At 70.8% G+C, this 23,759-nt stretch carries 20 protein-coding genes and 1 pseudogene; 13 read left to right on the top strand and 8 right to left on the bottom strand.

All coding sequences use genetic code 11. From position 1 onward, the window contains the following. Window position 1 precedes the first annotated feature (1 nt). Window positions 2-3,700 carry a nitrate reductase subunit alpha gene (locus MKW14_RS34450; RefSeq protein WP_240869787.1) on the bottom strand — a complete coding sequence of 1,233 codons (3,699 nt, stop codon included), beginning with the start codon at window positions 3,698-3,700 and terminating at the stop codon, window positions 2-4. Between the two features lie 136 nt (window positions 3,701-3,836). On the opposite strand from MKW14_RS34450, the gene MKW14_RS41685 reads away from it, so the two are divergent. From MKW14_RS41685 to MKW14_RS34435, 3 genes are all read left to right on the top strand, one after another. Then, window positions 3,837-4,418, top strand: coding sequence for a NifU family protein (locus MKW14_RS41685; protein WP_374116635.1), 582 nt, complete (start codon window positions 3,837-3,839; stop codon window positions 4,416-4,418). A gap of 206 nt (window positions 4,419-4,624) precedes the next feature. Beyond that, the gene (locus MKW14_RS34440) at window positions 4,625-5,911 is read left to right on the top strand and encodes an MFS transporter (protein WP_374116633.1); all 1,287 of its coding nucleotides are present in this window, start codon (window positions 4,625-4,627) and stop codon (window positions 5,909-5,911) included. 89 nt (window positions 5,912-6,000) lie between these two features. Then, the gene (locus tag MKW14_RS34435; protein WP_240869783.1) at window positions 6,001-6,477 is read left to right on the top strand and encodes a hemerythrin domain-containing protein; all 477 of its coding nucleotides are present in this window, start codon (window positions 6,001-6,003) and stop codon (window positions 6,475-6,477) included. 127 nt (window positions 6,478-6,604) lie between these two features. Here the strand turns inward: MKW14_RS34435 and MKW14_RS34430 are convergent. From MKW14_RS34430 to MKW14_RS34415, 4 genes and pseudogenes are all read right to left on the bottom strand, one after another. Beyond that, window positions 6,605-6,880: pseudogene (locus MKW14_RS34430) on the bottom strand (transposase); the annotation flags it as partial. Window positions 6,881-7,306: 426 nt separating this feature from the next. Next, window positions 7,307-8,107, bottom strand: coding sequence for a maleylpyruvate isomerase family mycothiol-dependent enzyme (locus MKW14_RS34425; protein ID WP_240869779.1), 801 nt, complete (start codon window positions 8,105-8,107; stop codon window positions 7,307-7,309). Window positions 8,108-8,423: 316 nt separating this feature from the next. Continuing rightward, window positions 8,424-10,160: a sensor histidine kinase gene (locus MKW14_RS34420; RefSeq protein WP_374116634.1), complete on the bottom strand. Its 1,737-nt coding sequence runs from the start codon at window positions 10,158-10,160 to the stop codon at window positions 8,424-8,426. Next, a complete protein-coding gene (locus tag MKW14_RS34415) occupies window positions 10,090-10,497 on the bottom strand; it encodes a hypothetical protein (RefSeq protein WP_240869773.1) in 408 nt (135 codons plus the stop codon). Before MKW14_RS34415 ends, MKW14_RS34420 begins: the two co-directional genes overlap by 71 nt. A 384-nt stretch (window positions 10,498-10,881) precedes the next feature. On the opposite strand from MKW14_RS34415, the gene MKW14_RS34410 reads away from it, so the two are divergent. The 3 genes from MKW14_RS34410 to MKW14_RS34400 all read left to right on the top strand — a co-directional run bounded on the left by MKW14_RS34410 (window position 10,882) and on the right by MKW14_RS34400 (window position 13,677). Next, window positions 10,882-11,790: a squalene/phytoene synthase family protein gene (locus tag MKW14_RS34410; protein WP_240869772.1), complete on the top strand. Its 909-nt coding sequence runs from the start codon at window positions 10,882-10,884 to the stop codon at window positions 11,788-11,790. Window positions 11,791-12,251: 461 nt separating this feature from the next. Beyond that, window positions 12,252-12,647 carry a MerR family transcriptional regulator gene (locus tag MKW14_RS34405; protein ID WP_240869771.1) on the top strand — a complete coding sequence of 132 codons (396 nt, stop codon included), beginning with the start codon at window positions 12,252-12,254 and terminating at the stop codon, window positions 12,645-12,647. A 106-nt stretch (window positions 12,648-12,753) separates the two neighbouring features. Beyond that, window positions 12,754-13,677 carry an NADP-dependent oxidoreductase gene (locus MKW14_RS34400; RefSeq protein WP_240869769.1) on the top strand — a complete coding sequence of 308 codons (924 nt, stop codon included), beginning with the start codon at window positions 12,754-12,756 and terminating at the stop codon, window positions 13,675-13,677. Between the two features lie 83 nt (window positions 13,678-13,760). Here MKW14_RS34400 and MKW14_RS34395 read toward each other — a convergent pair whose 3' ends face one another. Further along, window positions 13,761-14,291, bottom strand: coding sequence for a transposase (locus MKW14_RS34395; protein ID WP_240869767.1), 531 nt, complete (start codon window positions 14,289-14,291; stop codon window positions 13,761-13,763). Between the two features lie 442 nt (window positions 14,292-14,733). Continuing rightward, on the bottom strand, window positions 14,734-15,936 hold the full coding sequence (locus tag MKW14_RS34390; protein ID WP_240869766.1) for a lipase family protein: 1,203 nt from the start codon (window positions 15,934-15,936) through the stop codon (window positions 14,734-14,736). A 141-nt stretch (window positions 15,937-16,077) separates the two neighbouring features. On the opposite strand from MKW14_RS34390, the gene MKW14_RS34385 reads away from it, so the two are divergent. From MKW14_RS34385 to MKW14_RS34365, 5 genes are read left to right on the top strand one after another with little or no spacing between them, the layout of a single operon-like run. Beyond that, window positions 16,078-17,022, top strand: a complete 945-nt coding sequence (locus MKW14_RS34385; protein WP_240869765.1) for an ABC transporter ATP-binding protein — start codon at window positions 16,078-16,080, stop codon at window positions 17,020-17,022. Beyond that, on the top strand, window positions 17,003-17,953 hold the full coding sequence (locus MKW14_RS34380) for an ABC transporter permease subunit (RefSeq protein WP_240869764.1): 951 nt from the start codon (window positions 17,003-17,005) through the stop codon (window positions 17,951-17,953). Before MKW14_RS34385 ends, MKW14_RS34380 begins: the two co-directional genes overlap by 20 nt. Next, window positions 17,953-18,639: a histidine kinase gene (locus tag MKW14_RS34375; RefSeq protein ID WP_240869763.1), complete on the top strand. Its 687-nt coding sequence runs from the start codon at window positions 17,953-17,955 to the stop codon at window positions 18,637-18,639. The genes MKW14_RS34380 and MKW14_RS34375 overlap by 1 nt, the downstream gene beginning before the upstream one ends. A gap of 14 nt (window positions 18,640-18,653) precedes the next feature. Further along, on the top strand, window positions 18,654-19,112 hold the full coding sequence (locus tag MKW14_RS34370) for a sensor histidine kinase (protein WP_240869762.1): 459 nt from the start codon (window positions 18,654-18,656) through the stop codon (window positions 19,110-19,112). Continuing rightward, complete coding sequence (locus MKW14_RS34365; protein WP_240869761.1) at window positions 19,112-19,819, top strand: response regulator; 708 nt, start codon at window positions 19,112-19,114, stop codon at window positions 19,817-19,819. The genes MKW14_RS34370 and MKW14_RS34365 overlap by 1 nt, the downstream gene beginning before the upstream one ends. 244 nt (window positions 19,820-20,063) lie before the next feature. On the opposite strand, the gene MKW14_RS34360 is transcribed toward MKW14_RS34365, so the two are convergent. Then, window positions 20,064-20,873 (bottom strand): class I SAM-dependent methyltransferase, encoded by an 810-nt coding sequence (locus MKW14_RS34360; protein ID WP_240869760.1) that lies wholly within the window; start codon window positions 20,871-20,873, stop codon window positions 20,064-20,066. Between the two features lie 153 nt (window positions 20,874-21,026). Between MKW14_RS34360 and MKW14_RS34355 the strand changes: the two genes are divergently transcribed. Further along, window positions 21,027-21,380, top strand: coding sequence for a Ku family protein (locus tag MKW14_RS34355; RefSeq protein ID WP_240869759.1), 354 nt, complete (start codon window positions 21,027-21,029; stop codon window positions 21,378-21,380). Window positions 21,381-21,967: 587 nt separating this feature from the next. Continuing rightward, the gene (locus tag MKW14_RS34350; protein WP_240869758.1) at window positions 21,968-22,996 is read left to right on the top strand and encodes a LacI family DNA-binding transcriptional regulator; all 1,029 of its coding nucleotides are present in this window, start codon (window positions 21,968-21,970) and stop codon (window positions 22,994-22,996) included. Window positions 22,997-23,759: the final 763 nt, after the last annotated feature.

The following is a 23,759-nucleotide window of genomic DNA, read 5'->3' as shown; positions in this document are numbered from 1 at the left end:
GTCAGTACTCCACTTGCTGGCTGCGGCGGCGGATGACGGTGACCTCGTCGCGCTGGTTGCCGGTCGGGCCGTAGTAGTTGAAGGCGTAGGTGAACTGGGCGTAGCCGCCGGCGAGATGGGTCGGCTTGAGCAGCAGCCTCGTCAGGGAGTTGTGGATGCCGCCGCGCTTGCCGCTGACCTCGGTCTTCGGCACGTTCACGGTGCGGTCCTGGGCGTGGTACATGTACACCGTGCCCTCCGGCATGCGGTGGGTGACCACGGCACGGGCGGCGACGACACCGTTGCGGTTGTACGCCTCGATCCACTCGTTGTCCTTCACGCCGATCTTCTCGGCGTCCTCCACGGACATCCAGATCGTCGGGCCGCCGCGGGACAGGTCGAGCATGTACTTGTTGTCCTGGTAGTTGGAGTGGATGGACCACTTCGAGTGCGGGGTCAGGTAGCGGACCGTCACCTCGGCGCGGCCGTCCTCGTGAAGGTGCTCGTCGCCGTAGTGCCGGATCGCGTTGAGCGGCGGCCGGTAGACGGGGAGCTGTTCACCGATTTCGGCGATCCAGTCGTGCTGGAGGAAGAAGTGCTGGCGCCCGGTGAGGGTGTGCCAGGGCTTGAAGTGCTCGACGTTGATCACGAAGGGGGAGTAGCGGCGCCCGCCCGTCTCCGAGCCCGACCACTCGTAGGAGGTCATCACGGAGCGCGGCTGGGCGCGGGTGTCGGCGAAGGTGATCCGCTCGGCCTCGCGCTCGGCGGCCAGCTCCACCAGGCCCTCGCTGCCGGTCTGCCGCTCCAGCTCCCGGAAACCCTCGGTGGCCAGGCGCCCGTTGGTGGTGCCGGACAGGGCGAGGATCGCCTCGCACATGTCGGTGGCGGTGGCAAGCGACGGCCGCCCCTCGGCGATCCCGTCGCGGACGGTTCCGCAGCGGTGGCGCAGGTCGTCGATCTCCCGGTCGGGGTGGACGGTGACGCCCTTGGTGGTGGTGCCCAGGGTGTCGAGCAGCGGGCCGATGGCGCGCACCTTCTCGGCTACGGCCGCGTAGTCGCGTTCGACGGTGACGAGCTTGGGCATGGTCCGTCCGGGGATCGGCTCGCACTCGCCTGTCTTCCAGTCCCGTACGGCACCTGCGGGCTGGGCGAGTTCGTCCGGGGTGTCGTGGGTGAGCGGCACGGCCAGGACGTCGGTGCGCGTCCCCAGGTGCTCGCGGGCGAGTTCGCTGAACCGGTCGGCGATGGTGAGGAAGGTGTCGTAGTCGGTGCGGGCCTGCCAGGGCGGGGCGATGGCGGGGGTGAAGGCGTGTACGAAGGGGTGCATGTCCGTGCTGGACAGGTCGTCCTTCTCGTACCAGGTCGCGGCCGGCAGGACGACGTCGGACAGCAGGCTGGTGGAGGTCATCCTGAAGTCCATGGTGACCAGCAGGTCGAGCTTGCCCTCGGGCGCCTCCTCCCGCCACACCACGTCCTTCGGCCGGTGCTCGGGCGGGGTCTGTTCGGAGCGGACGGCCGCGTCCGTGCCGAGCAGGTGGCGCAGGAAGTACTCGTTGCCCTTGCCGGAGGAGCCCAGCAGGTTCGCCCGCCACACGGTCAGCACGCGGGGGAAGTTGGCCGGATCGTCCGGGTCCTCGACGGCGAACCGCAGCCGCCCGGACTTCAGTTCGTCGACGATGTGCTCGGCGACCGGCCGGCCCGCGGCGTCCGCCTCGTCGGCCAGGTCGAGGGGGTTGCGGTTGAAGCCGGGGTGACCGGGCGTCCAGCCGAGGCGTACGGCCTGCGCCAGGCAGTCGGCGAACCCCTTGCCCTGGAACCGTCCCTCCCCGAGCGGGGAGGCGAGTTCCTCGGGTCCGAACGCCTCGTAGCGCCACTGGCCGGAGTTGAGGTACCAGTAGGAGGTGCCCGCCATGTGCCGGGTGGGGCGCTGCCAGTCGAAGGCGAACGCCAGGTGCTGGAAGCCGGTCAGCGGACGGACCTTCTCCTGGCCCACGTAGTGCGCCCAGCCGCCGCCGTTGACGCCCTGGCAGCCGGTCATCGTGGTCAGCGCGAGGAACGCCCGGTAGATGGTGTCGGAATGGAACCAGTGGTTCGTGCCCGCGCCCATGGCGATCATCGACCGGCCGTTCGTGCGCTCGGCGTTGCGGGCGAACTCCCGGGCGATCCGGGCCGCCTGCTGGGCCGGCACCGACGTGATGGTCTCCTGCCAGGCCGGCGTGCAGGGCTGGGAGGTGTCGTCGTACGCGAGCGGCCACACGCCCGGCAGACCGGGCCGTGCCACCCCGTACTGGGCGAGCATCAGGTCGAAGACCGTAGTGACCAGGCGGCCACCGATCCTGCGGACCGGGACGCCGCGGACCATCGTCGAGCCGCCCTCGGTGGTGCCCTCGTCGAACCGGGGCAGGGCCACCCGCGCCGTGTCCTCGGCCGACTCCAGCAGGCTCAGCTCGGGCACCACGTCGCCCAGGTCGAGGTTCCAGCGGCCTTGTTCGGCTTGCCCCCAGCGGAAGCCGAGCGAGCCGTTCGGCACGACCGGTTCGCCGGTGGCCGAGTCGAGGAGGACCGTCTTGGACTCCGCGTGTTCTGTGTCGTGTCCGAGATCGGCGGCGGTCAGGAAACCGTCCGGGACGAGACCGTGTTCATGCTCGCGCAGAGTCACCAGGAAGGGAGCGTCGGTGAACTTCCGCAGGTAGTCCTGGAAGTACGGGACTTCGCGGTCCACAAGGAACTCGCGCAGGATCACGTGGCCCATGGCCATCGCCAGGGCACCGTCGGTGCCGGGGTGCGGGGCCATCCACTCGTCGGCGAACTTGACGTTGTCCGCGTAGTCGGGGCTGACTGCGACGACCTTCGTGCCGTTGTAGCGGGCCTCGGTCAGGAAGTGGGCGTCCGGGGTGCGGGTGACGGGGATGTTGGAGCCCCACATCACCAGGTAGCCGGCGTTCCACCAGTCGGCCGCCTCGGGGACGTCGGTCTGGTCGCCGAAGACCTGCGGCGAGGCGACGGGGAGATCGGCGTACCAGTCGTAGAACGACAGCAGGGTGCCGCCGATCAGCGACATGAAGCGGGAGCCCGCCGCGAAGGACGCCATCGACATCGCCGGGATGGGGGAGAAGCCCGCCACGCGGTCGGGGCCGTAGGCCTTGATGGTGTGGACGTGGGCGGCGGCGATCAGTTCGGCGACCTCGTCCCAGTCGGCGCGCACCAGGCCACCCTTGCCGCGGGCCCGCTTGTACGCCCGGGCCTTCGCAGGGTCGGAGGTGATCTCCGCCCACGCGGCCACCGGGTCCCCGAGCCTGCGCCGGGCCTCGCGCCACAGCTTCAGCAGCATGCCCCGTACGTAGGGGTAGCGGACCCGGCTGGGGGAGTAGGTGTACCAGGAGAACGACGCCCCGCGCGGGCAGCCGCGCGGCTCGTACTCGGGGCAGTCGGCGCCGATCGACGGGTAGTCGGTGGCCTGGTGCTCCCAGGTGATGATGCCGTCCTTGACGTACACCATCCACGAACAGGATCCGGTGCAGTTGACGCCGTGGGTGGAGCGCACCACCTTGTCGTGCGCCCAGCGGTCCCGGTAGAAGCCCTCCCACGTCGGGTCGGCCTGGCCGAACACGGCACGTCCGTCGGCCGAGACCTCACGGCGGCTCAGCAGTCTGCGCGTGGCCAGCGGCCAGCTTGGTTCGACGCGCGACTGTCCTGGTCGTGCCTTCTGATCGTTCTCCATGGTCGTGAACGCTAGGTTTCGGCAAGGGGCGGGACCTTGGGCCGAATGGCCCTCGCTGCCCGTCCCACCGGCCCCGTTCACGTTCGCCCCGGGGGGACCTTGTGGCCCTGTTACGTGAACAGGTCCGCGCTGAGGTATCGCTCACCGAAGCGGCGGGCCGTGGACTGGGCCTCGGACGGAGGGGAACGCGGCAGACGGTGTCGCAGACGGACGTGTCGAGGACATCGGGCGTGAACCCGGCGCCGAGGACCGGTCGCTCGGGCTCGTCGCACAGGTCCTCGCGCGCGCTCTGCCGACCTGCTTCGTGGTCACGATGACGGACGAACTGGCCCGACGCCAGGGAAACTTGGACCTTGACGCACTCGCACAGGCCCTCGGCGTACTCGGCGTACCGGCATTCGCCGTCATCGCCCACCGGGGCCTCGGCATCGCCGAGTTGCGGGAACAACGCGCCGTGTGGCCGGACTGGTCCACCCCGGCGCCGGCGCCGGCACCGCCCACCGAGCCGGCAGAGCGGGACGCCTGGGTGGAGTCGGTCCTGGCCTCGCGGACTACCGGGCACCCGAACGGCACCGGATCACCCAGCGTGTCGACGGTCACCGTCCGGCTCGGCGGTTCCTGCCACCGCTGCCCCGCTGCCTGGATCACGCTGCACCAGCGCCTGGAGCGCCGGCTGCGCCGCCGACACCCCGGTCTGCGCGAGGTCAGGCACGTGTGACGACAGTGCCGGCACGCGGAGAGGGCCGATCGGCCCTGACGGCCCGCCCAGTGATCGGCCCGTACGGCCCCGGCGCGAGGACCGGTCGGATGAGCACGTGGCACCGACGGCCCCATGCACATGCGCCCCGCATCACGAAACCTGGACACGGGCCGCCGCGCCGTCAGAGCGAGGTGGCCGGAACACTGTGATCAGGGAGGGACACGATGGTGCTCCAACGGTCTGGGAGAAGCGACACAACACCATCGGCACACGAGCCGGTGCCGGGCCGGGCCTGGACGATGCTGGCGCTGGCCACGGTCGGCTTCGCCGTCAACTTCTGGGCCTGGGCGCTGCTCAGCCCGCTCGGCCCGCGCTTCAAGGACAGCCTGGACCTGAACTCGTTCCAGCAGTCGCTGCTGGTGGCGGTGCCGGTCGTGGTCGGCTCTCTGGGCCGCATCCCGATCGGCGCTCTGACCGACCGGTTCGGCGGACGGGTGATGTTCCCCATCGTGTCGGCGGCCACCATCGTGCCGGTGCTCTACCTGGGCCTGGCCGGGCACTCCTCCCTCGCCGCACTGCTGGCCGGCGGGTTCTTCCTCGGCATCGGCGGCACCGCGTTCGCCGTGGGCGTCCCCTTCGTCAACGCCTGGTTCCCGCCCGAGCGGCGAGGCCTGGCCATCGGCATCTTCGGTGCGGGCATGGGCGGCACCGCAATCAGCGCCCTGACCACGGTGAAGCTGGTCAACGCGCACAGCATGTCGACCCCGTTCCTGATCACTGCCGCGGTGCTGGCCGTGTACGCCGTGGCCGCCGCACTGGTGCTGCGTGACGCACCCGGGCGGACCGTGCCGACCGAGCCGCTGGCCCGCCGACTGGGCGCCACCTTGAAGCTCGGGATCACCTGGCAGGCATCCGCGCTGTACGCGGTCGCGTTCGGCGGTTACGTCGCCTTCTCCGTCTACCTGCCCACCTACCTCAAGACCGGCTACGGCCTCACCCAGGCCGACGCCGCCAACCGCATGGCCGGGTTCGTGCTCCTCGCCGTGGCGATGCGCCCGATCGGCGGCTGGCTGTCCGACCGTCTGGGCCCGGCCAGGGTCCTGACCGCGGCGCTGTCCGTGGTCGTTGCCGCAGCGGTGGTGCAGTCCTTCACCCCGGACCTCGCGCCGGTGGGCACCATAGCCTTCCTGGCCATGGCCGCGGCCCTCGGCGCGGGCAGCGGAGCGACCTTCGCCCTGGTGGCCCTGCTGACCCCGGCCAACAAGGTCGGCTCGGTCACTGGCGTGGTCGGCGCCGCAGGCGGTCTGGGCGGCTTCGTGCCGCCGCTGCTCATGGGCTCGCTGTATGGCGCATACGGGACGTACGCGGCCGGTCTCGCCCTGCTCGCCGTCGTGGCCGCCGCCGCGCTGTCCTACACCCTCGCCGGTGTCCGCGCCGCAGCCGAAGGCAGCGAGGGCAAGCAGCGCACGGGCCGCCCGCGGGGGCACCGCACCGCACGAACCACCGCATGAGGAGAGAACGCGAACGCGATTCGAGTAGTAAGGCCCCGTTACTGGCGGGTTAAGAGATACAGGAAGATTGAACACGAAGGAGAAGTTCGGTGTGCGAGTACTGCGGCTGCCAGTCGCTGACCACCATCGAAGAACTGACCCGGGAACACGACGAGGTCGTTCGCCTCATCGGCCACCTCCGCACCGCTCACCAAGACGGCCGTGTGGCCCGGATGGCGGAGACCGCCCGGGAGATCGCCACGGTCCTCGACCCGCACACCCAGGTCGAGGAGCACGGACTGTTCCCCGCTCTCGCAGCCGACTTCCCCGACCAGATCGCCGCTCTGGAGGCCGAGCACCGCCGTGTCGAAGCGGTGCTGGCCGAGGCCGCCGACGGTGTGACGCCTTCGGACCCGACCTGGCCGGACCGGCTGATGGATGCGATGGCCATGCTGCGCGACCACATCCTCAAGGAGCAGGACGGCGTCTTCCCGGCCGCACTGGCGAACCTCAGCATCGAGGAGTGGGAAGCGGTCGAGGCCACACGCGCCAAGGCAGGCAGCACCCTGTCCCGGCCGGCCGCCTGAAGGTCCCGCCCGCTCGCCCCTGGCAGAACACCACTCCCGCAAGCCGCGTGCCCCCGCTCACCCGAGCGGGGGCACGCCGCTGTGCATTGGCGGGCATGGGTGAGCAGGGTCGGGGTAACCGGCCCGACCAGTCCAGCGCGCCGGCGGCATGGAGCTCGGCCAGGAGTGACTCGTGCAGACAGACGCCTGCCTCGTCCCAGTCGCGCAGGCGCCGCCAGCACGTCATCCCCGAGCCGAGGCCCGGTTCCTGGTGTCCCCGTGCTCGTGTGAGACGTCACTTGTACGCAGACACCTGGGGCAGGAACTTCCACGGAATGCCGGTGCAGAGCACGAACAGGATGCCGGACAGCACCTTACGGTCATCCAGATGCGTGCGGCCCGGATGATCCGCACGGCGCTGCACGACCGGAAGTCGAGAGCGACCAAAGCGGACCCCAGTCCTGCGTTGCCGTAGAAACGCGACAACAGGGCCTACTGGACGGCACGTTGGCTTCGGCCCCCTTCGAGCTCCCATGAGGCCCTGCTCTCACACACGGCAGCCGCCGCAGTCACCCGCCGTCGACGGCGGCATGCAGGGCCTGCGGCCGAGGCCGGTGGGCCAGTGAGCATCCCGATCGACTGACCTCTCAACGAGATCGGGACGACGGCAGTCGCGTCGCTTCTCGTGATCGCTGGGACGGACAAATGCACACCGCCATCCAGGTAGACGGTCGGCTTGGTGACGCCCCGAGGCCGCCTCGCGGGTTTGAGCCCGGTGCCGCGACTGACGAACCTGGCGCAGAATCGTGTCCTGCCGGCTCAAGGCGCGGCCAACCGCCCACGCTACGTCCTACTTCTCCTCCGGCTCCCAGGCGCGGAGCAGGTCGAGCAGCCCTGCGTCTCCGTCAACGTGCAAGGAGTCGGCCTGGATCCGGTCGTACAGGTAGAGGACCAGCTCACTGGCCGTGCCGTGGACGGAGGCGCCGGCTGCGTCCGAGTCCTCGCCGGTCGCGGCGGTGGGCGCGGGGATGCGGGTGGTGCGTGCGCCGTCGCCGTCGACGGTGAGGCGCCAGGAGCGGCCCTCGGCGGCGTGGAAGTCGAAGGCCGTGGGCTTGTGCGGCCAGGCACTCGGCGTTGCGCAGACGGTGAACAGGAACTCCTCCACACCGTCGAGTGCCGGCTCGACCGGCAGCGGCTGCGGGGCGCCCCCGGCGAGCTGGGCGTCGTAGGTGTGCACCGCGGTCTCCTGGACCCGGTGCCGGGCGGTGCCGCCGGCGGTCTGCGGTGACTGCGACGCGGGCCACCACGTCCAGCAACCGCTCTCGGGTCCCGCCGCGCGCAGGGCGCCCAGCAGAAGCTGCGTCGACGCGTCCAGCCAGGCCAGCAGGGCCTCACGCTCCTGCGGCACTTCCAGCGCGGCGCGCGCGGCGACGGCCTCGGCCGGGGGCGCGTCGGCGGGCCCCGCGCCGACGATGGCGGCCCAGAAGCGGTCTCCCCCGCCCAGGTGCTTCACCAGATCGAACAGCGTCCACCCAGGGCAGGTCGGCACCTGTGCGTCGAGACCGGGCGCGGCGGCGACCACGGCGCGGAAGGCGGTCGACCGTTCATCGATCAGTCGCAACAGGTCGGGGAACTCAAGATTCTTTTCCACGCCGGATGTCTATCACCGTGCTCCGCTGATCGGACAGCGACTTTCACAGCCACCGCCGGTTGGCCCTTGCGGACGTTCTCGCCTCCCACCGCTCGGATGACAAGCTGCGCACTGCTGCGAGGACCCTGGTGGTGGCGGTACGCCAGGCGTCGTGCCTGTGGGCGCTCTGGCCTCGCCGAGGGGCCAGGCACCTCGGCGACGTGACGTCCACCCGGTGCGTGCGCTCATGCTGCCGCTCGATGTGATGGACGCGCAGGTCACGACGGCGGGGCAGGACCGGTCGGGTCGGCTGTCGGCCAGACATAGGCCGGGGGTGTCACGTGGCAACGCGCAGGGGGGCGGTCCATTCCACGACGGTGCCGCTCGGCTCGTTCGGGCGGAGGATGAACGTGCCGCCCAGTTCTTCGGCGCGCTTGTGGAGGTTGGCCAGGCCGCTGCGCCGGGAGACGGTCGGGTCGACGCCGCGGCCGTTGTCCGCCACCTTCAGCCGCAGCGCGGTGTCGGTGGCCTCCACGCTGACGTCGACGGCCGTGGCCTGGGCGTGCCGGGCTGTGTTGGACAGGGTCTCGCCGAGGACGGCGAGCAGGTGCTCCGCGTGGTCGGCCGGGACGTTGGTGTCCAGCAGGCCGGTCATGCGTAGCGCGGGTGCGAAGCCCAGGGTTTCGGAGGCTCGTTCCATGGCTGTCACCAGCCGGGCTCGCAGTCCTTCGCTTCGAGATCGTTCCTGCTGGCGCAGCGAGTAGATGGTGGAGCGGATGACCTTGATGGTGTCGTCCAGGTCGTCCACGACCCGCTGGACCCGCTCGCCCAGCTGTGGTCTGTCGGAGAGACGGCCGAGCGTGGACTGCAAGGTCAACGCGCCGGCGAACAACCGCTGGATGACCAGGTCGTGCAGGTCGCGGGCGATCCGGTCGCGGTCGTTGAGCACGAGCATGCGCTCGGCGTCCTGTCGGTGCTCGGCGACCTCGAGCGCCAGTGCCGCTTGGTTGCCGTATCCGATCACCATGTCGATGACTGCGTCGGGGAAGGGCGAGCCGCCCGGCACGTTGGCCACTTGCAGCACCCCGCGCACGTGGTCGCGGGTGCCGAGGGGGACGAAGAACGCCGGGCCCAGCTCTACGATCGCGGCGCTGCCGCCGGCGGCCCGTGGATCGGCGCTGACCGCGTCGCTGGTGATGGTCTCCCCGGAGGCGAAGACCTTCGTGGCCACCGCCGCGGGGCCCAGAACCAGACCGCGCACGTCCTCCGCGCGAGTGCCGGAGGCGGCCTCGACGACCAGTTCGCCGCTGTCGCCGACCGGGACGGCCAGGGTGACCAGGTCCGCGGCGGCCATCTCACGGACCGTTGCGGTGCAGGACTCCAGTACCGTGGCAGGTTCGGTGCCGGACAGCAGGCTGCGGGTCAGCTCGTTGCTGGCCGCCAGCCATCGCTGCCGGCGGCGGGCGTCGTCGTACAGCCGGGCATTGTCGATCGCCACACCTGCCGCCGCGGCCAAGGTGCGCAGCACCGCTTCGTCGTCGGCGTCGAACTCCGCTGCGCCCTGCTTGTCGGTGAGGTACAGGTTGCCGAAGACCTGCTCACGCACCCGGACCGGGGCGCCAAGGAAACTGGTCATCGGCGGGTGCCCGGCGGGAAAGCCCGAGGACGAGGGATGCTGGGCCAGGTCGGCCAGGCGCAGCGGCTCCGGGTGGCGGATCAGCAGCCCCAGGATGCCCTCGCCGCGCGGATAGTGGCCGATGCGCGCGATGGTCTCCTCGTCGATGCCGACGGTGAGGAACTGCTTGATCGTGCCGTCCTCGCCCAGCACGCCGAGCGCCCCGTACTTCGCGTCGACCAGGCTCACGGCGGACTCCACGATGCGCTGCAGCACCACTTCCAGCTCCAGATCGGAGCCGATCGCAAGGACCGCGTCCAGCAGGGTGTGCACACGGTCGCGCGCCGACCGCACCTGCGCCACCTGCTGCTGCAGGCCCTCCAACAGCTCATCCAGCCGCAACTGAGGCAAAGCCCGGGCCGTCCCGGCATCCCGGGGCCCCTGGCCGCACTCGTCCACCACAGCTGCTCCCCTTTTCCGTCGCGACGACGTCCACCAGGATGCCCGAGGCACGGATCTGGATCGACGGCGCCCCGAAGAGCAGTAGGACAGCGGATGGCGGCGGGTGGCGGGCAGGTCGGAGCAGGAACCAGTTCAAGAACGGGCGGGCGATGTTGGCGTGTGCGGCCGCCTTGTTCGCGACTTCGTGCTCCAGCCGGCCGGGGATGCGTTCGAGGTCCTTGTTTCGCTCGTCCAAGATGCCGGTGTGGACGAGGAGTTGGCGGATGTGGCGCTGGTTCCGGCTGGGCGGCAGCTCGTCTGGCAACTCGTGGCTGCGCGTATGGCCTTCGGCCACGAGCCGGGCGAGGAGCTTGGTGCTCGGGCTCTCCTTGAGCCACTGGATGGCGGGGAACGGTGAGGGAGCGTCCGCCGGCGCGGCTGCGAGCGGTTCAGCTGTGGGGCGACCGTGCCGTCGGGGCCGGCCGGCAGGGCGTTGACCCGTTCGGCGAGGACACGGTGAGCGCATCGGCCGCGGCTGTCGGGGTCGCCGGCCCGACCATACTGCTTGCAGGTGTAGGTCCTTCCAGTGCATCAGCCCGACCGGATCGGTTCAGGAGGTCCGGGAAGGGCGCGGACGCCGTTGCTGGAGGCCACTACCTGCCGTGCGCCGGCGCGATCGAGGTCCGTGACACCGGCTGGGCGGGCTGGCCGGCAGGCGTGTCCTGCCTACGATCGGTCCATGAGCGCATGGAATGAGAGTTTGGACGCCGCGGGGATTCGCGAGCCGGGCCTTCGGCGGGACTACGGCGCCCAGCGCGAATCCGTCGCGCGTTTCAGGCGTGCCGCGTACCTTGCGGCTCGTCTGCTGCTGCCGAGGGCGGTGCTGCCTCATGTGGTGGCGGCGACGGCAGTGATGCATCACGGGGACAATCTGCTGGACACCGGCCCGAAGCCGCAGCGAGTCGCGGCGTGGGCATCGTGGGATCAGGAGGTGCGCAAGGCGCTGGACAGCGGGGTGAGTGGCGATCCGCTGATCCGTACTCTGCTGCACACCACGGCGGCGTACCCGCGGCTGCGGGAGGTCGTGGAGGAGTACCTGTCCACTGCCACCGCCGAGTTGGAGTTCGCCGGCTTCGCCACCGAGGCCGACTATCAGGCCTACGTCGACGCCTACTCGCTGCCCGCCTTCATGCTGGTCGCCTCCCTGCTGGGCCCAGACGACGACGCCGGGCACTTCCGCGCCGGGTGCCGGATATTCATCGACGGCAGCCAGCGGCTGGACTTCGTCAACGACCTCGCCGAGGACCTGGCGGAAGGGCGTCTGGGCATCCCGACGCAGACGCTGGAACGCTTCTCCGTAACGGAGAAGGACCTCGCAGACAGACACCAATCGCCGGGCGTACGGGAGCTGGTGAAGCACCAAATCGAAATGGCCCGCGCTTCGCTGCTTGCCGCCAAGTCGCTGCCCGCCCTGACCGCGAACCCCAACGGGGTGTTGATGGAAGCGGTCGTCAACATCGAGTTGCTCACGGCCAACGCGGCTCTCGCGCGGGGCGCCCAACTGCTGCACAGCTCTGCGTCACCGCCGGTTGGGGGCTCGCTACGAGTGATGCTGGCTGCTCGCCGCAGAGCTCGCAAGCGGCCCTGAACTGCCCGGCGTCGGCCCGGCCGCAGCTTGTCGGCCCACAGCCCTTGAAGCAGGCAGGGGGATTGCGGGCGAAGGTGAAACGCCTGGTGGAGCGGGGGTGGGCTTGGCAGGTGCGGGCCGGCGTGTTCACCCCGCTCGTACCGGCCGGCTGAAGGTGTCTGGGCGGTGTCCGGCCAGGCGTCTGATCATGAGCGTGGTCATCGGCCGCAGCACCATGGCCTGGTGTATGGCGGGCAGCGTCTCGGCATCGCGTACCAGGTGGCGAGCGCGTCAGCCGGCTCGGTGCTGTCTTCCACCCGTCTGCGCGTGTCGGCGTGCTGAGAAAGAGTGTTCGGGCGTGCACGGAGGAACGTGCTCGGGCGTGGGTCCGGGACGATGGCCTTGCGGGCGTGGGGTGTCCGCGGGCGTCCGTGACTGGTCGGCCGTCTGGACTTGGAGTACGCGGGCGTAGGCTTTCGGGGATGCGGATAGGGGAGTTGTCCAAGCGTACGGGCGCAAGTCCGCGCTCGCTGCGGTATTACGAGGAGCAGGGCCTGCTGACCAGCTCACGCTCCGGCGCGGGGCAGCGTCACTATTCCGATGCTGCGGTCCAGCGCGTGTCGCTCATCCGGCAACTGTTCGACGCGGGTATGTCCAGCCGGGTGATCGCGACTGTGCTGCCGTGTGTGGACGTCCCGGGTGACCTGGGGGTGGCCGAGGAGACGTTCGCGGCGATGATGCGTGAGCGCGACCGGATCGACGCCGACATCGCACACCTGATCGAGACCCGGGATGCTCTCGACGTGCTGATCAGGGCCAACAGCCAGCACCGGGTGGAGCTGTCCACGGCCCCGGAACCGGTGGCGCGGTCGGCCTGATGCTGTGATCTAAGTCTCAGCCGGTTGCCCCTCACATCAATGTCAGAGGTGAGGATGGCGACAACGCCCGGAATCACCGGGCCGGTTGGACGAGAGGCGGCGGAAGATGGGGCAGGCGTGGGGTTTTTGCAGGTATGGCGGCCCTGAGGTGCAGGAGTCCTTCGATCGTCCCGATCCCGTCCCCGGTCGCGGCGAGGTCCTGATCCGGGTCGAGGTCGCCGGGGTGAATCCCCTCGACCACGTTCTGCGCTCGGGTCTGGTCGCCGGGCTCGACGGAGGGCGTCCGTTTCCCCGCGTGCTGGGCATGGAGGCAGCCGGAACGGTTCTCGCGCGGGGTGAGGACGTCGAGGGGCTCGAGGTGGGTGACGCGGTCTTCGGCTTCGCGCTCACCGGTGGCGGCACCTACGCCGAGACGACGGTGCTGTCCGCGCCGAGCACCGCGCGCATCCCGGCGGGTCTGTCCGCGACCGTGGCGGCGACGCTGCCAGTGGCCGGGACGACCGCGGTGGACGTGCTCGACCAGCTCGGCCTCCCGGCCGGTGCCGCGGTCCTGGTCAACGGGGTCGGGGGCGGGGTCGGCCTCGCCGTCGCCCGGCTGGCTGTCGGGCGCGAGCTTCGTGTGATCGGCGCCGGGAGTACCGCCAAACGCGAGCACGCCGAGGCCATCGGGGTGCGGTTCATCGATTACACGGCCGGGGATGTCGTCTGCGCGGCACGCGAGCTGGTTCCGGACGGCTTCGACGGGATCGTCGACCTGGTCGGAGGCGCTTCGCTGCGGGCGGTCGCTCCGCTGGCCCGGGATCCCCGTAACGTCATCGCTGTGGGTGATACGTCTGTGCCCGATCTCGGCGGGCGTTTCGTCGAGCGTCGCGTCGACCGCGAGAACCTGGAGCGCTCTGCCCGGCTGGCCCTCGACGGAGTCCTCGCACCCGTGATCACCGCGGTCTATCCGCTCTCCGAAGCCCCGGCCGCCCTCGCCACCGTCGAGAGCGGTCACAGCTCGGGCAAGGTTGTCATCAAGGTGGCATGAGGAGCGCCCGGCCGCCGACGCTGTCGACCGTCCATTGCCGATGGACGGGGACCCGTGGTCAGCGCGTCATCAACTGAGCATGTTCACCTGCAGGGTTGAGCACGTTCAGGCGTACGCCGACAGCGCCGGAGCACCACGAAGCCGGTGGTGTCGTCGGAGCGTTTGACGATGTCGAGGGCGAGCTGGAGCTTCTCGGCCGCCCCGTCGACGAGCCGGCCCGCATGGCCGCCGTCGGCCCGGACCAGGCGGACGGAGAAGTACGGCATGCGCAGCCGCTCGAGCAGCGTCACGGCCCCATCCCCATCCTGCACGCTCGCCATGGTCACCATCACCACCAGCACGAGGCCGAGGCAGTCGACCACCAGGTGCCGCTTGCGGCCGTCACCTTCTTCTCGCAGTCCCAGCCGGACGTCGAGCGGGGGAACGTTCGCCGCGGCCCGCAGTGACTGCGAGTCCACGATCGCCGCCGTCGGGTTCACCGCGCGGCCCTCCTTCTGCCGGACACGCTCACGCAGCCGGTCGTGGAGTTCGGTGAGCGGGCCCTGGATCTGGCGGCGGGCGAAGGCGTGCACCCGCTTGAAGGGTGGGAAGTCGCGGGGGGGGGGTTCGCCCACTTGACGTGGTTGTCCACGACGTAGCGGACGGTATCGATCAGCTGCCGGTGGCCATACCCCTGCGGGCGGCCGCCCCGCCCTTCCAGTCAGGCCGGAGGGGGCAGCAAGGCCCGGACGATCTGCCATTTTTGCCTCCGTCATGTCCGAGCCGTAGCAAGGGGCGCCCCCTGCTGCCGGCCCAGCAAGCGGCCCAAGGGACCCGCCGGCAAGTCCGGCACCTGTGCCAGCCGCTGGAACCCGCCCGAGCCGATCTTGTTGGATGCCCTCAGCGGCCGAGCGAGCCGATGAAGCGGTCCAGCCGAGTGACGACTTGACCCCTCCTCCGGGCTGGGCGGCGTCGCCGAGCTCCGCGGCGGCGCCGACCGGGCCGTCGCCCACCGCCTGCGCGGTCTGGATGGCGGCCGCTCGCCGCCGCGTGATCGCTGCAGCGACAGGGTTTCCGTCAGCGGCAGTTGTCGGGTGCCGGTGTGCCGCGGAAGCGGGCGGCGATCCAGGCGTTGAGGTCGGAGGCGGCCGAGGGTACGACATTGTGGTAGGCGTCGGGATAGGTCCGGTAGTCGATGGTGTCGCCGCCGCGGCACATGTGGTGGACGGCGGTGGCGGTGAGGGCGGCGGGGATGTTGGGGTCGCGTGCGCCCTGCATGATGAGGACGGGCACGGTGGTGGGGAGCACGCCGACGCTGTTGCGGGCGAAGCCGGTGGACCAGGGCGGGGTGGTGCGGGGGTCCTTGGTGAAGACGGCCCGCGCCGAGAGGCCTGTATAGGCCCCGAGGACGTTGTCGTCGCAGCCCTTCTCGAGGAGGCCGAGGCCGGCCCTGCCCACCGGGGTCATGATGCCGGCGAGCCGGGCGGACGGGTCGGTCGCGCTGTAGCCGGCGGCGGCTTCGATCACCCGGCCGATGCCGGAGTCGATCGTGGTGAAGTGACGTGCCAGGGCGACCAGGTCGATGGGCGGTGCGGCTGCGGCGACTCCGAGGAGCCGCAGTTCGGGCGCGTAGGAGCGGGCGAGCTCGCCGGTGAAGAGCGCCGCGTGCGCGCCTTGTGAGTGGCCGAAGGCCACGAAGGACTTGCCGAGGCCGGCGCCCGGCAGTTGCCGCGCGGCCCGGACCGCGTCCAGGACGGAACGGGCCTCGCTCGGGCCGACCGCGTAGGGATGCGGGCCGGGGGTGCCGAGTCCCTCGTAGTCCGTGGCGACGATGGCGTTGCCTGCGGCGAGCAGTGCGGGGCCGTCCTCGATGCCGTTGAGCGGATGCGCGTCGGTGGAGGGTGCGCACGAGTCGCCCAGCCCGGTGGTGCCGTGTGCCCAGGCGACGACGGGACGGCCGCCGGGCGGGGCGCTCGGGTCGGTCGCCGGGATGAACACCGACCCGGACACGGCGATGTCCTTGCCGGCCGTGCTTCGTGAGTGGTAAAGGATGCGCCAGTCGCGGGCCCCGGCCGGGGCGGGGACCGGTTCGCTGCGGATCAGGGCCCCGGCCGGGCGTGCCGGCAGCGGCTCGGGCGGGCGGTAGAACGACCAGGCGGGCCGGGGGTTCGGCTGGGCCTCGCTCACGTCGGGGTCGGGCGCGGTCTTCCCGGCGGCCGCGGAGCAGGCGCTCAGCAGAACGGCGCAGGTGGCGGCCAGGAGCATCGTGGTGGGTTTCATGCCCACGACGCTAGGGAGCGCCCGGCTGCGGGTCGTCGTGCTCGCGGCGCATCCGGGGTCGTCGATTCGACGAGTTGGGCGCGGCGGAGGTTCGGCGCCGGGGATGAGGACGCGGCGGGTGGCGCTGTCTACCGTCGTGGCATGGAAGTCATCCGATGCGAGGGACTGACCAAGCGGTACGGGACCACGGTGGCCGTCGACGGCCTCGGGTTGGTGGTCGAGGGGGGCCAGGTGTTCGGTTTCCTCGGCCCGAACGGGTCGGGCAAGACTACGACGATGCGGATGCTGCTCGGCCTGATCAGGCCGAGTGCGGGGCGGGCCTGGGTGAACGAGCGGCCGTTGCCGGACCCGGACGGCCTGTCCAGGGTCGGGGCGATCATCGAGGAGCCCGCGTTCCATCCGTGGTTGACGGGGAGGCAGAATCTCGAAGTGCTGGCGCTGCACGGGCCGCCGCTGTCGGCCGCCAGCGCTGTGGACGCCGCGCTGGAGCGGGTTTCCCTCACCGGCGTCGCGGACCGCAAGGTCAAGGCGTACTCCCAGGGCATGCGGCAGCGGCTGGGGCTGGCGGCGGCGCTGCTGCGCGACCCGGTGCTGCTGCTCCTCGACGAGCCGACCAATGGCATGGACCCGGCCGGGATCCGGGAGTTCCGCGCCCTGCTGCGCTCGCTGGCCGCCGACGGTATGACGGTGTTCCTGTCCAGCCATCTGCTGGCCGAGGTCGAGCAGGTCTGCGACCGGGTCGCGGTGGTGAACGCGGGCCGTCTCGTCGAGCACGGCCGGGTGAGCGAAGTGGCCGCCGCACGGCCCGTGGTACGGGTCGTGCTGGACGAGAGCGAGCAGGACGCGGCACGGATGCTGCTCGCCCGGTGGCCGGTCCGTACCGAAGGCCGGAACACGCTGGTGGTCGACGGGCCGGAGGGGCGTGAGGTGAACGCGGCGCTGGGGCGCGGCGGTGTGTGGGCCCGGCAGATCCGGGTCGAACATCTGGGCCTGGAAGAGGCGTTCTTGCGGTTGACCGATACGGGGTTGACCGACGGCGAGGGGAAGGAAGAGGGGGAGGAATCCGATGAGACTGCTCCGTGCTGAGCTGCGCAAGCTCAACCGGCCGCTGCTGTGGGGGGTGACGTTCGCGGCCGCACTGTTCACCGTACTGCTGGCCGTGGGCGGCACCGACAACGCCCGGCACGACGTCCTGACGTCGGTGCGGCGGATACCGTCGTGCGGCGCGCTCGGGATGCAGCCGGGGGCGGCCTGCACAGACGCCCGGGCGAAGGTGGGGATCGAGAACACGGAGGACTACGTGCAGAGCCTGGCGAACGAGGTGCACGTCGCCGCCCAGCTGGACCCGGTCGCGGCCGGCGCCGAGGCGGCGGGCCTGATGGCTTCCCTTCCCGGAGCGCTGGCGCTGGCGCTGCTGGCCGGCGGGCATATCGGCGGGGAGTGGTCGGGGCGCACGCTGAAGAACGTGCTCACCCAGGTAGGCCACCGGTGGCGGGTGCTCGCCGCGAAGCTGGTCAGCCTCTGGCTGGCCGGCGTCTGGCTGATCGCTGCGTGCTGGGCCGCGCTGGCCGTGGCGGGCCCCGTGCTGACCAGGACGCAGCACCTGGCGAACCCGCACCAGTCGCTGGCCGGGGCGGCGAGCTGGGCGGGCTCGCAGGCCGCGCGGTCGTTGCTGGTCCTGGCCGCTTTCGCGGCGGTCGGGGTGCTCGCGGCGGTTCTCACCCGCGGCACGATCGGCACCATGGCGACCGCCGCGGGTTTGTTCGTCGCGATGCTGGTGGCGGCCTCGCTGCCCGGCGTGGGCCGCTGGTCTCCCGCCACCTGGGTGCAGGGCTGGATGGGCTTCGCCGTCGGCCAGCGGTCGATCACCACGCTGCCGACCAACTTCTGGTCCCGGTTCATCAACGCCGACCAGACGCCGCCCGGTCATCTGCTCGGCCTCACCGGGCTGGCCGCGACCCTGCTCGTGTGCATGGCCGTGGCGGTGACCCTGTTCCGCCGCGCCGACGTGGCCTGATGGTGTCCTCATCCTCCGGCCGACGGGTGCTGCGCGAGCTGGCCACGGCACGGCGGGGCGACCTGCTCGTGGCGGCCGGTCTGTTCGGCTGGGCCGCGCCCGACGTGCCGTGGTGGTGGAAGCCGCCGACGCACGTGCCGGCCACCCCGGTCGTCCTCGGCTATCTGGCGCTGGCGCTGGCCATCTCGGTCCCGTTCCTGTGGCGGCGGCGGTTCCCGGTGACGGTGCTGCTGATCGCCCTCACGGTGCTCGTCATCCGTCACGTGCTGCGGCAGAACGAGGCAGCCGTGTCCGCGGCGGTGCTGGTGGCCGCGTACGGACTGGGCGCCTACGGCACCAGGGTCAGCCGATACGCCCGATGGCTCGGCTGGTCCGGCCTGGCCATCGGGGCGGCGGTCGCGGTGACATGGAACTCGTTCCGGATGGCCGGCGTCCCGTTCGCGCTGCTCGGAGCCGCGTTCCTGGTCGGTGACGCGGCCATGGCCCGGCGCGACGCGGTCACCTCCGCCATCGAGGCCGCCCATCTCGCCGAACGGGCGCGGATCGCCCGTGAGTTGCACGACGTGCTGGCCCACCAGCTGTCGGCGATCGCCCTGCAGGCAGGGGCCGCCCGGATCACCGGCGCGGAACCGGCAGAGGTGCTCGGCACGGCGAGCGGCTGTCCCGTGAGGCGCTCTCCGGGCTGAGCCAGCTGCTCGGCGTGCTGCGCCGGGAGGGCGGCGAGGACGCGGGGGAGGCGGGCCCGGCCCGACGGCCGGCCCCGACCCTGGCCGACCTCGGTACTCTGCTGGCCGCCTCCCGTGACGCCGGTGTCCCGGCGGACCTGGCGGTGGCCGGACGGGTGCGGGACCTCGACCCGGGCCTTGAGCTGTCGGCGTACCGCATCGTCCAGGAGGCGCTGACCAACGTGGCCAGGCATGCGCCGGGAGCCACGGCCCAGGTGACCCTGCGCTACCTGGACGGCCGCCTCGCCATGGAGATCGTCAACGGTTCGCCGGGACCGGGCCGCGTGACCGGCCGCCCCGAGCCGGGCGGCCGCGGGCTGCTCGGCATGCGCGAGCGAGCCGCGCTGTACGGCGGTGCTGTCCACGCCGCTGCCACGGCCGGCGGCTTCAAGGTCGCGGCCGTGCTCCCCTACGACCCCCCGGGCGGCGCCTGATGACGGGGACCGCCAAGCCCGTGACCGTACTGGTCGCCGACGACCAGGCACTGGTCCGTGCCGCCCTCGTGGCACTGCTCGACAGCCAGCCAGATCTCGCCGTGGTCGCCCAGGCCCCGAACGGCGCGGCCGCGGTGGAACTCGCCCGCGATCTCGCCCCCGACGTCCTGCTGATGGACATCAGGATGCCGGTGATGGACGGACTCGAGGCCACCCGCCGGATCGTTGGCGATTCACCCGAGACGGCCCCCCGGGTGGTCGTCCTCACCACCTATGACCTGGACGAGTACGTGTACGACGCACTGGGCGCCGGAGCTTACGGTTTCCTCCTCAAACACGCCTCGCCCGAGGAACTGCTCCTGGCGGTGCGCGTCGCTGCCGCCGGCAACGCCCTGATCTCCCCGGCTGTGACCAGGCGCCTGATCGAGGCGTTCACCGCCCGCGGGCCCGCCTCACCGCGGCCACCAGTTGCCCTGGGCCGGCTGACCACCCGCGAACGCGAGATCTTCGACCTCGTGGCCGGTGGCCTGACCAACACCGAAATCGCCCGCACACTCCTCATCGCCGAGACGACCGTCAAGACCCACCTCGGTCATGCCCTGGAGAAGCTCGGCCTGCGTGACCGGGTCCACGCGGTCGTGTACGCCTACGAGAACCACCTGATCACGCCGGGGGACAGGCCTGCCCGCCGACGGCCGGACACCTGACGGACTGCCGCCGCGCCGGCCCCGTACGTCGCACCCGGCCGGCATCCGGCGCCTGCCGCTCTTCCCCGCCGCCGGGGGACCGCCGGGCTGAACGGTGACCGCGGCGTACTCCCCGCGGCGGTGCGGCCGAGCAGACATCGGCGGTGACAGGTCGGGACATTGGTCCGTACACAGATGAGAGCGGCCGAACTTCAGATGGGCGCCCCGCCGGCTCGGCCTCCTGTCTGACCGCTGCCGACCTGGGTCAGCGACGCGCACGCGCGAGCAAGGCCGCATGCGGCAACGTCAGTAGACCGTCCTGGCCAGCAAACTCGGCGCTGAATAGATCGAAGTGACGCTTGATCTCGGCACGGATCCGAGGCGTCTGGCTCTGCACCAGCTGCCCGCCGAAGGCCACTCCACTCGCAGGTCCGCTCCACCACTCGTCGGCGCTCGCGCGGTGATCCCAGCGCAAGGTCTCGCACACCGCCGCACGCAGCCCTGCCGCATCCATCAGCCCCGCCAGGCCGCTCTCGTCGCGGGGAAAATCATCGTCGGGGGCCAGCCCTGCGGGCAGGTGGGGTGGACGCACCGCACCCGCGGCTTGGATCGCGCGGCCGATCAGAGTCTGTCCTGCGGCCGGCGGCACCGCCCATATCGTCAACGCGATCCAACCGTTGGGCCTCACGACACGGCGCAGTTCGGCCAAGGCAATCTTGGGCTGACCCACGTGGTTCAGCACGAAGTTGGCCACGACGGCGTCGAACTCTCCGTCGGTGAAGGGCAGCCGAGGAAGAGCGGCCACGCGCACGTCAGCCGCGGGTGCGGCCTGTTTGGCCAACTCGACCATGGTCGGCTCCGCATCCACGGCCGTCACCGTCGCGCCCCGGGCACATGCGGCAGCAGCGACCGTCCCCGGCCCAGTCCCTACATCCAGCATCCGCGAGCCTGGCCCTACCTCGGCGGCATCGAGCAACTGCGGCACCGGATAGGCGCACAGCTTGGCGAAGCTTCCGGCATAAGCGGCACCCTGACCCGCCCATATGAGCCGCTCACTCCTGTCGAACACCGTCATCGACACCGGCACCCTCCCAGACTTCAGTCAAGATCGGCATGTTGTCACGACCCTACTCACTGTCTGACCCGCGCGGACAGCTCAGAAATACGTGCTCACTCGAAGCCACTCGCGCTCTTCGAACCCCCGCTGATCTTCCCGCCGCCCGTCGACGTGGACGTGGACGAGGACGAGATCGAGGGCGCGCTGGCGCTGATGGACACGATGGCCCGCGGGGACCTGGAGGGGGAGGAGTTCCAGGACACCTGGACCGAGGCCCTGGCCCAGGTGATCGAGGCGAAGCGGGAGCGCCACCCGCTCCCCGAAGCCCCCGAGGAGCAGGAGCAGCCGGGGAAGGTGCTGGACCTGATGTCCGCCCTGCCGGAGTCGGTTGGCGTGGGGGCCTGTCGGGTGGCCGAGGAGTTCCTTGATCGCGAAGGGGTCGGCGCCTCGTCCGGGTTCAGGCCTCGGTCGGGGCGGGGCGCTTCACTCGTCTCCATGAGCCTTATCCGGTGGCCACTGCGGTAGCTGTTGTGCGTTGGGTCGCTGTTACCAGGCGTCATTGCGACCGGTGCTCGCAGCATGGCCTGGTGATCGGCGCGTTCGTCGTCCCCGCTGTCGCAGGCTCACTCTCGGTCCGTCCCTGCCGGTGGATGTGACCCTCGGGCCAGGGGACAGTGCTGGTCAGCTCCGGCCATCTCCGCTGGGGGCAGGGCAGCCCCGGGGGTGGACGGTGGGGTGGCTGGGCCGGGATTGACGGCTGCTCGGCTGCTTCAGCCGGATTCTCAGTCGGTGCCACCAAGGGCGCGGGTCGTCCGGTTCCACGGGTGCGTGCGGCAGCGCCGAATAGACGCCGGCCTGTGCCTGCCAGGTGCTGAATACGCCACGGAGCGTCGGGTGGGGTTCGTGCGGTAGGGGGCCCTTCAAAGAGGCCATTGCGATCTCCTTCGCTCCGTTACCGTTAACGTGACCGTTAACGTGATTCTTGCTCAGGGGAGCGGATTCCGTCAACGCCCGCCGGCGGACGGCTTACCGTCCGCCGGCGGCGCCGGCAGGCCGGTGGACCTGGTTGACTTGGGCACAGGGCGGTACAGGGACAGAAGTGAGCGGGCAACGTGGCGGGACAGCGGGAAACGAACGACCAGCGGGCACGGGGTGTGAGAAGCGCCAAGCGCGTCACGCTCCGTGACGTCGCTCAGGCGGCAGGCGTGTCCCATCAGACCGTCTCCCGGGCGATCAACGGCAAGGGGGAGATCGACCCGGGGACTCAGCAACGCGTGCTCGAAGTCGCCAGGCAGTTGCGGTATCGGCCCAGCCGGTTCGGCCGGGGCCTGGTCCGCCCGGACGTCGTGTCCGTCGGGCTCATCGTCCCCGATGTGGTCAACCCCTTCTTCCCGGAGTTCGTGGCGGGAGTGATTGCGGCCGCGGACGAACGCGACTGGCAGGTGCTCGTGGCCAGCACCGAGAACGACCGGTCCCGGGAGCTGGCCATGGTCCGCTCCCTCGGCCAGCAGGTTGACGCTCTGGTCGGCTACATCAGCCATTCCGATGCGCAGCTCGAGCCGTACGTGGGCACCGTGCCGCTGGTGGTGGTCGACCGCGCGCTGGACTCGTCGAACCACGCGTTGGTCCACATCGACACCGCGGCCGGGATCCGGGCCGGGCTGCAGCACCTCATCGACCGCGGGCACCGCCGGATCGGCCTGATCGACTGCGAGTGCGTGAACGCCCCTCTGGTCCGGCGCCGTACCTTCCTCGAAGTCGCCGGCGAGCATGGACTGCCCGTCGACGAGAACTGGATCGTCATGGCTGAGCAGTCCCCGGCCGGGGGCGCCGCCGCGTTCGAGGCGCTGTACACCGCGCGTGCGGACCTCACCGCCGTGGTCGCCTTCAACGACCTCGTTGCGATCGGCGCACTGCGGGCCGCCCGCGGGCTCGGCGTCCATGTACCGGACCACTGCGCACTGGTCGGCTACGACGGGCTGAGCGTCGTCGATCTGGTCGACCCGCCACTGACCACGCTTCACATCGACAAGCGGCGGCTGGGCGAACTGGCCATCCACCAGGTCGGCCAGCTCCTCGCAGGCGAACTGCCACCCCCCATCGTCTTGACACCGAGCCTGAAGGTCCGCGGCACGACGTGACCCGCCTTCGACCTCGATCCGTCAGCGGGGTGCGTTCGTTGAGTGGCTCGGTGGTCCGCCCGTGATGTCTCTGTGACAACGGGGGTGGACCGTCGCGTGACGCTACCGCTGCGCCGGGTTCCATGGGCCCTGGGTGGTGCGGCTCCCCCCTTTTTGGTCTTCGTCGGGGCGGGCCTGCCCGTCAGTGCAGAGAGGCGGACGATCCGGCCCTCCCGCGGGCCGGCCGCTCTGGAGAGCCTGTTCATGCTGACGGGCCAGAACGGAGACCGGACCTTTCCGGTGGCAAGCCGACATGGGGACCGCAGGCCGGGCCGGGCAGCGCTCGAGCGTGTTCCGAAAGCGAGTTGATGCAGGCGCGCAGCGACGATCCTCATCTCATATTCGCCGCCGGCACTGCCGCGACGTCGCTCTCGCGTCGCTGCGGGTTTGTCGGTGCGAGGTCTCAGTGCGTTGTGGCAAACCGGATCTTGTTCGAGCGGCAGCGGGTGGTCGTCTGGACTGAGGTTCGGGTGCGGTCGCGGGCATGAGCGAACGGGCCCCTTGGTAGTGACGCGGTTACGACACCAGCACGACCAAGGAAGCCCGTTGCCTGATCAGTTGAGCAGTACCACTGTTGCTGCGTCTACTGCGGTCACCCCTGGGTGTGACTGCTACGTGCACCGGTTCGGTTCGATCGCTGCGGGACGGCGGGCAGGCTGCTATCCGAGTGACATGACGGATGCGGAGTGGGCCGAGGTCCGCTCCGCGATGCCGGTACGGGCCT

It is taken from the genome of Streptomyces gilvus (assembly GCF_022513565.1).
GTDB classification, from domain to species: Bacteria; Actinomycetota; Actinomycetes; order Streptomycetales; family Streptomycetaceae; genus Streptomyces; species Streptomyces gilvus.
Note: the sequence above shows the minus strand (reverse complement) of the source record. Positions and strands in the feature narration are given on the sequence as shown.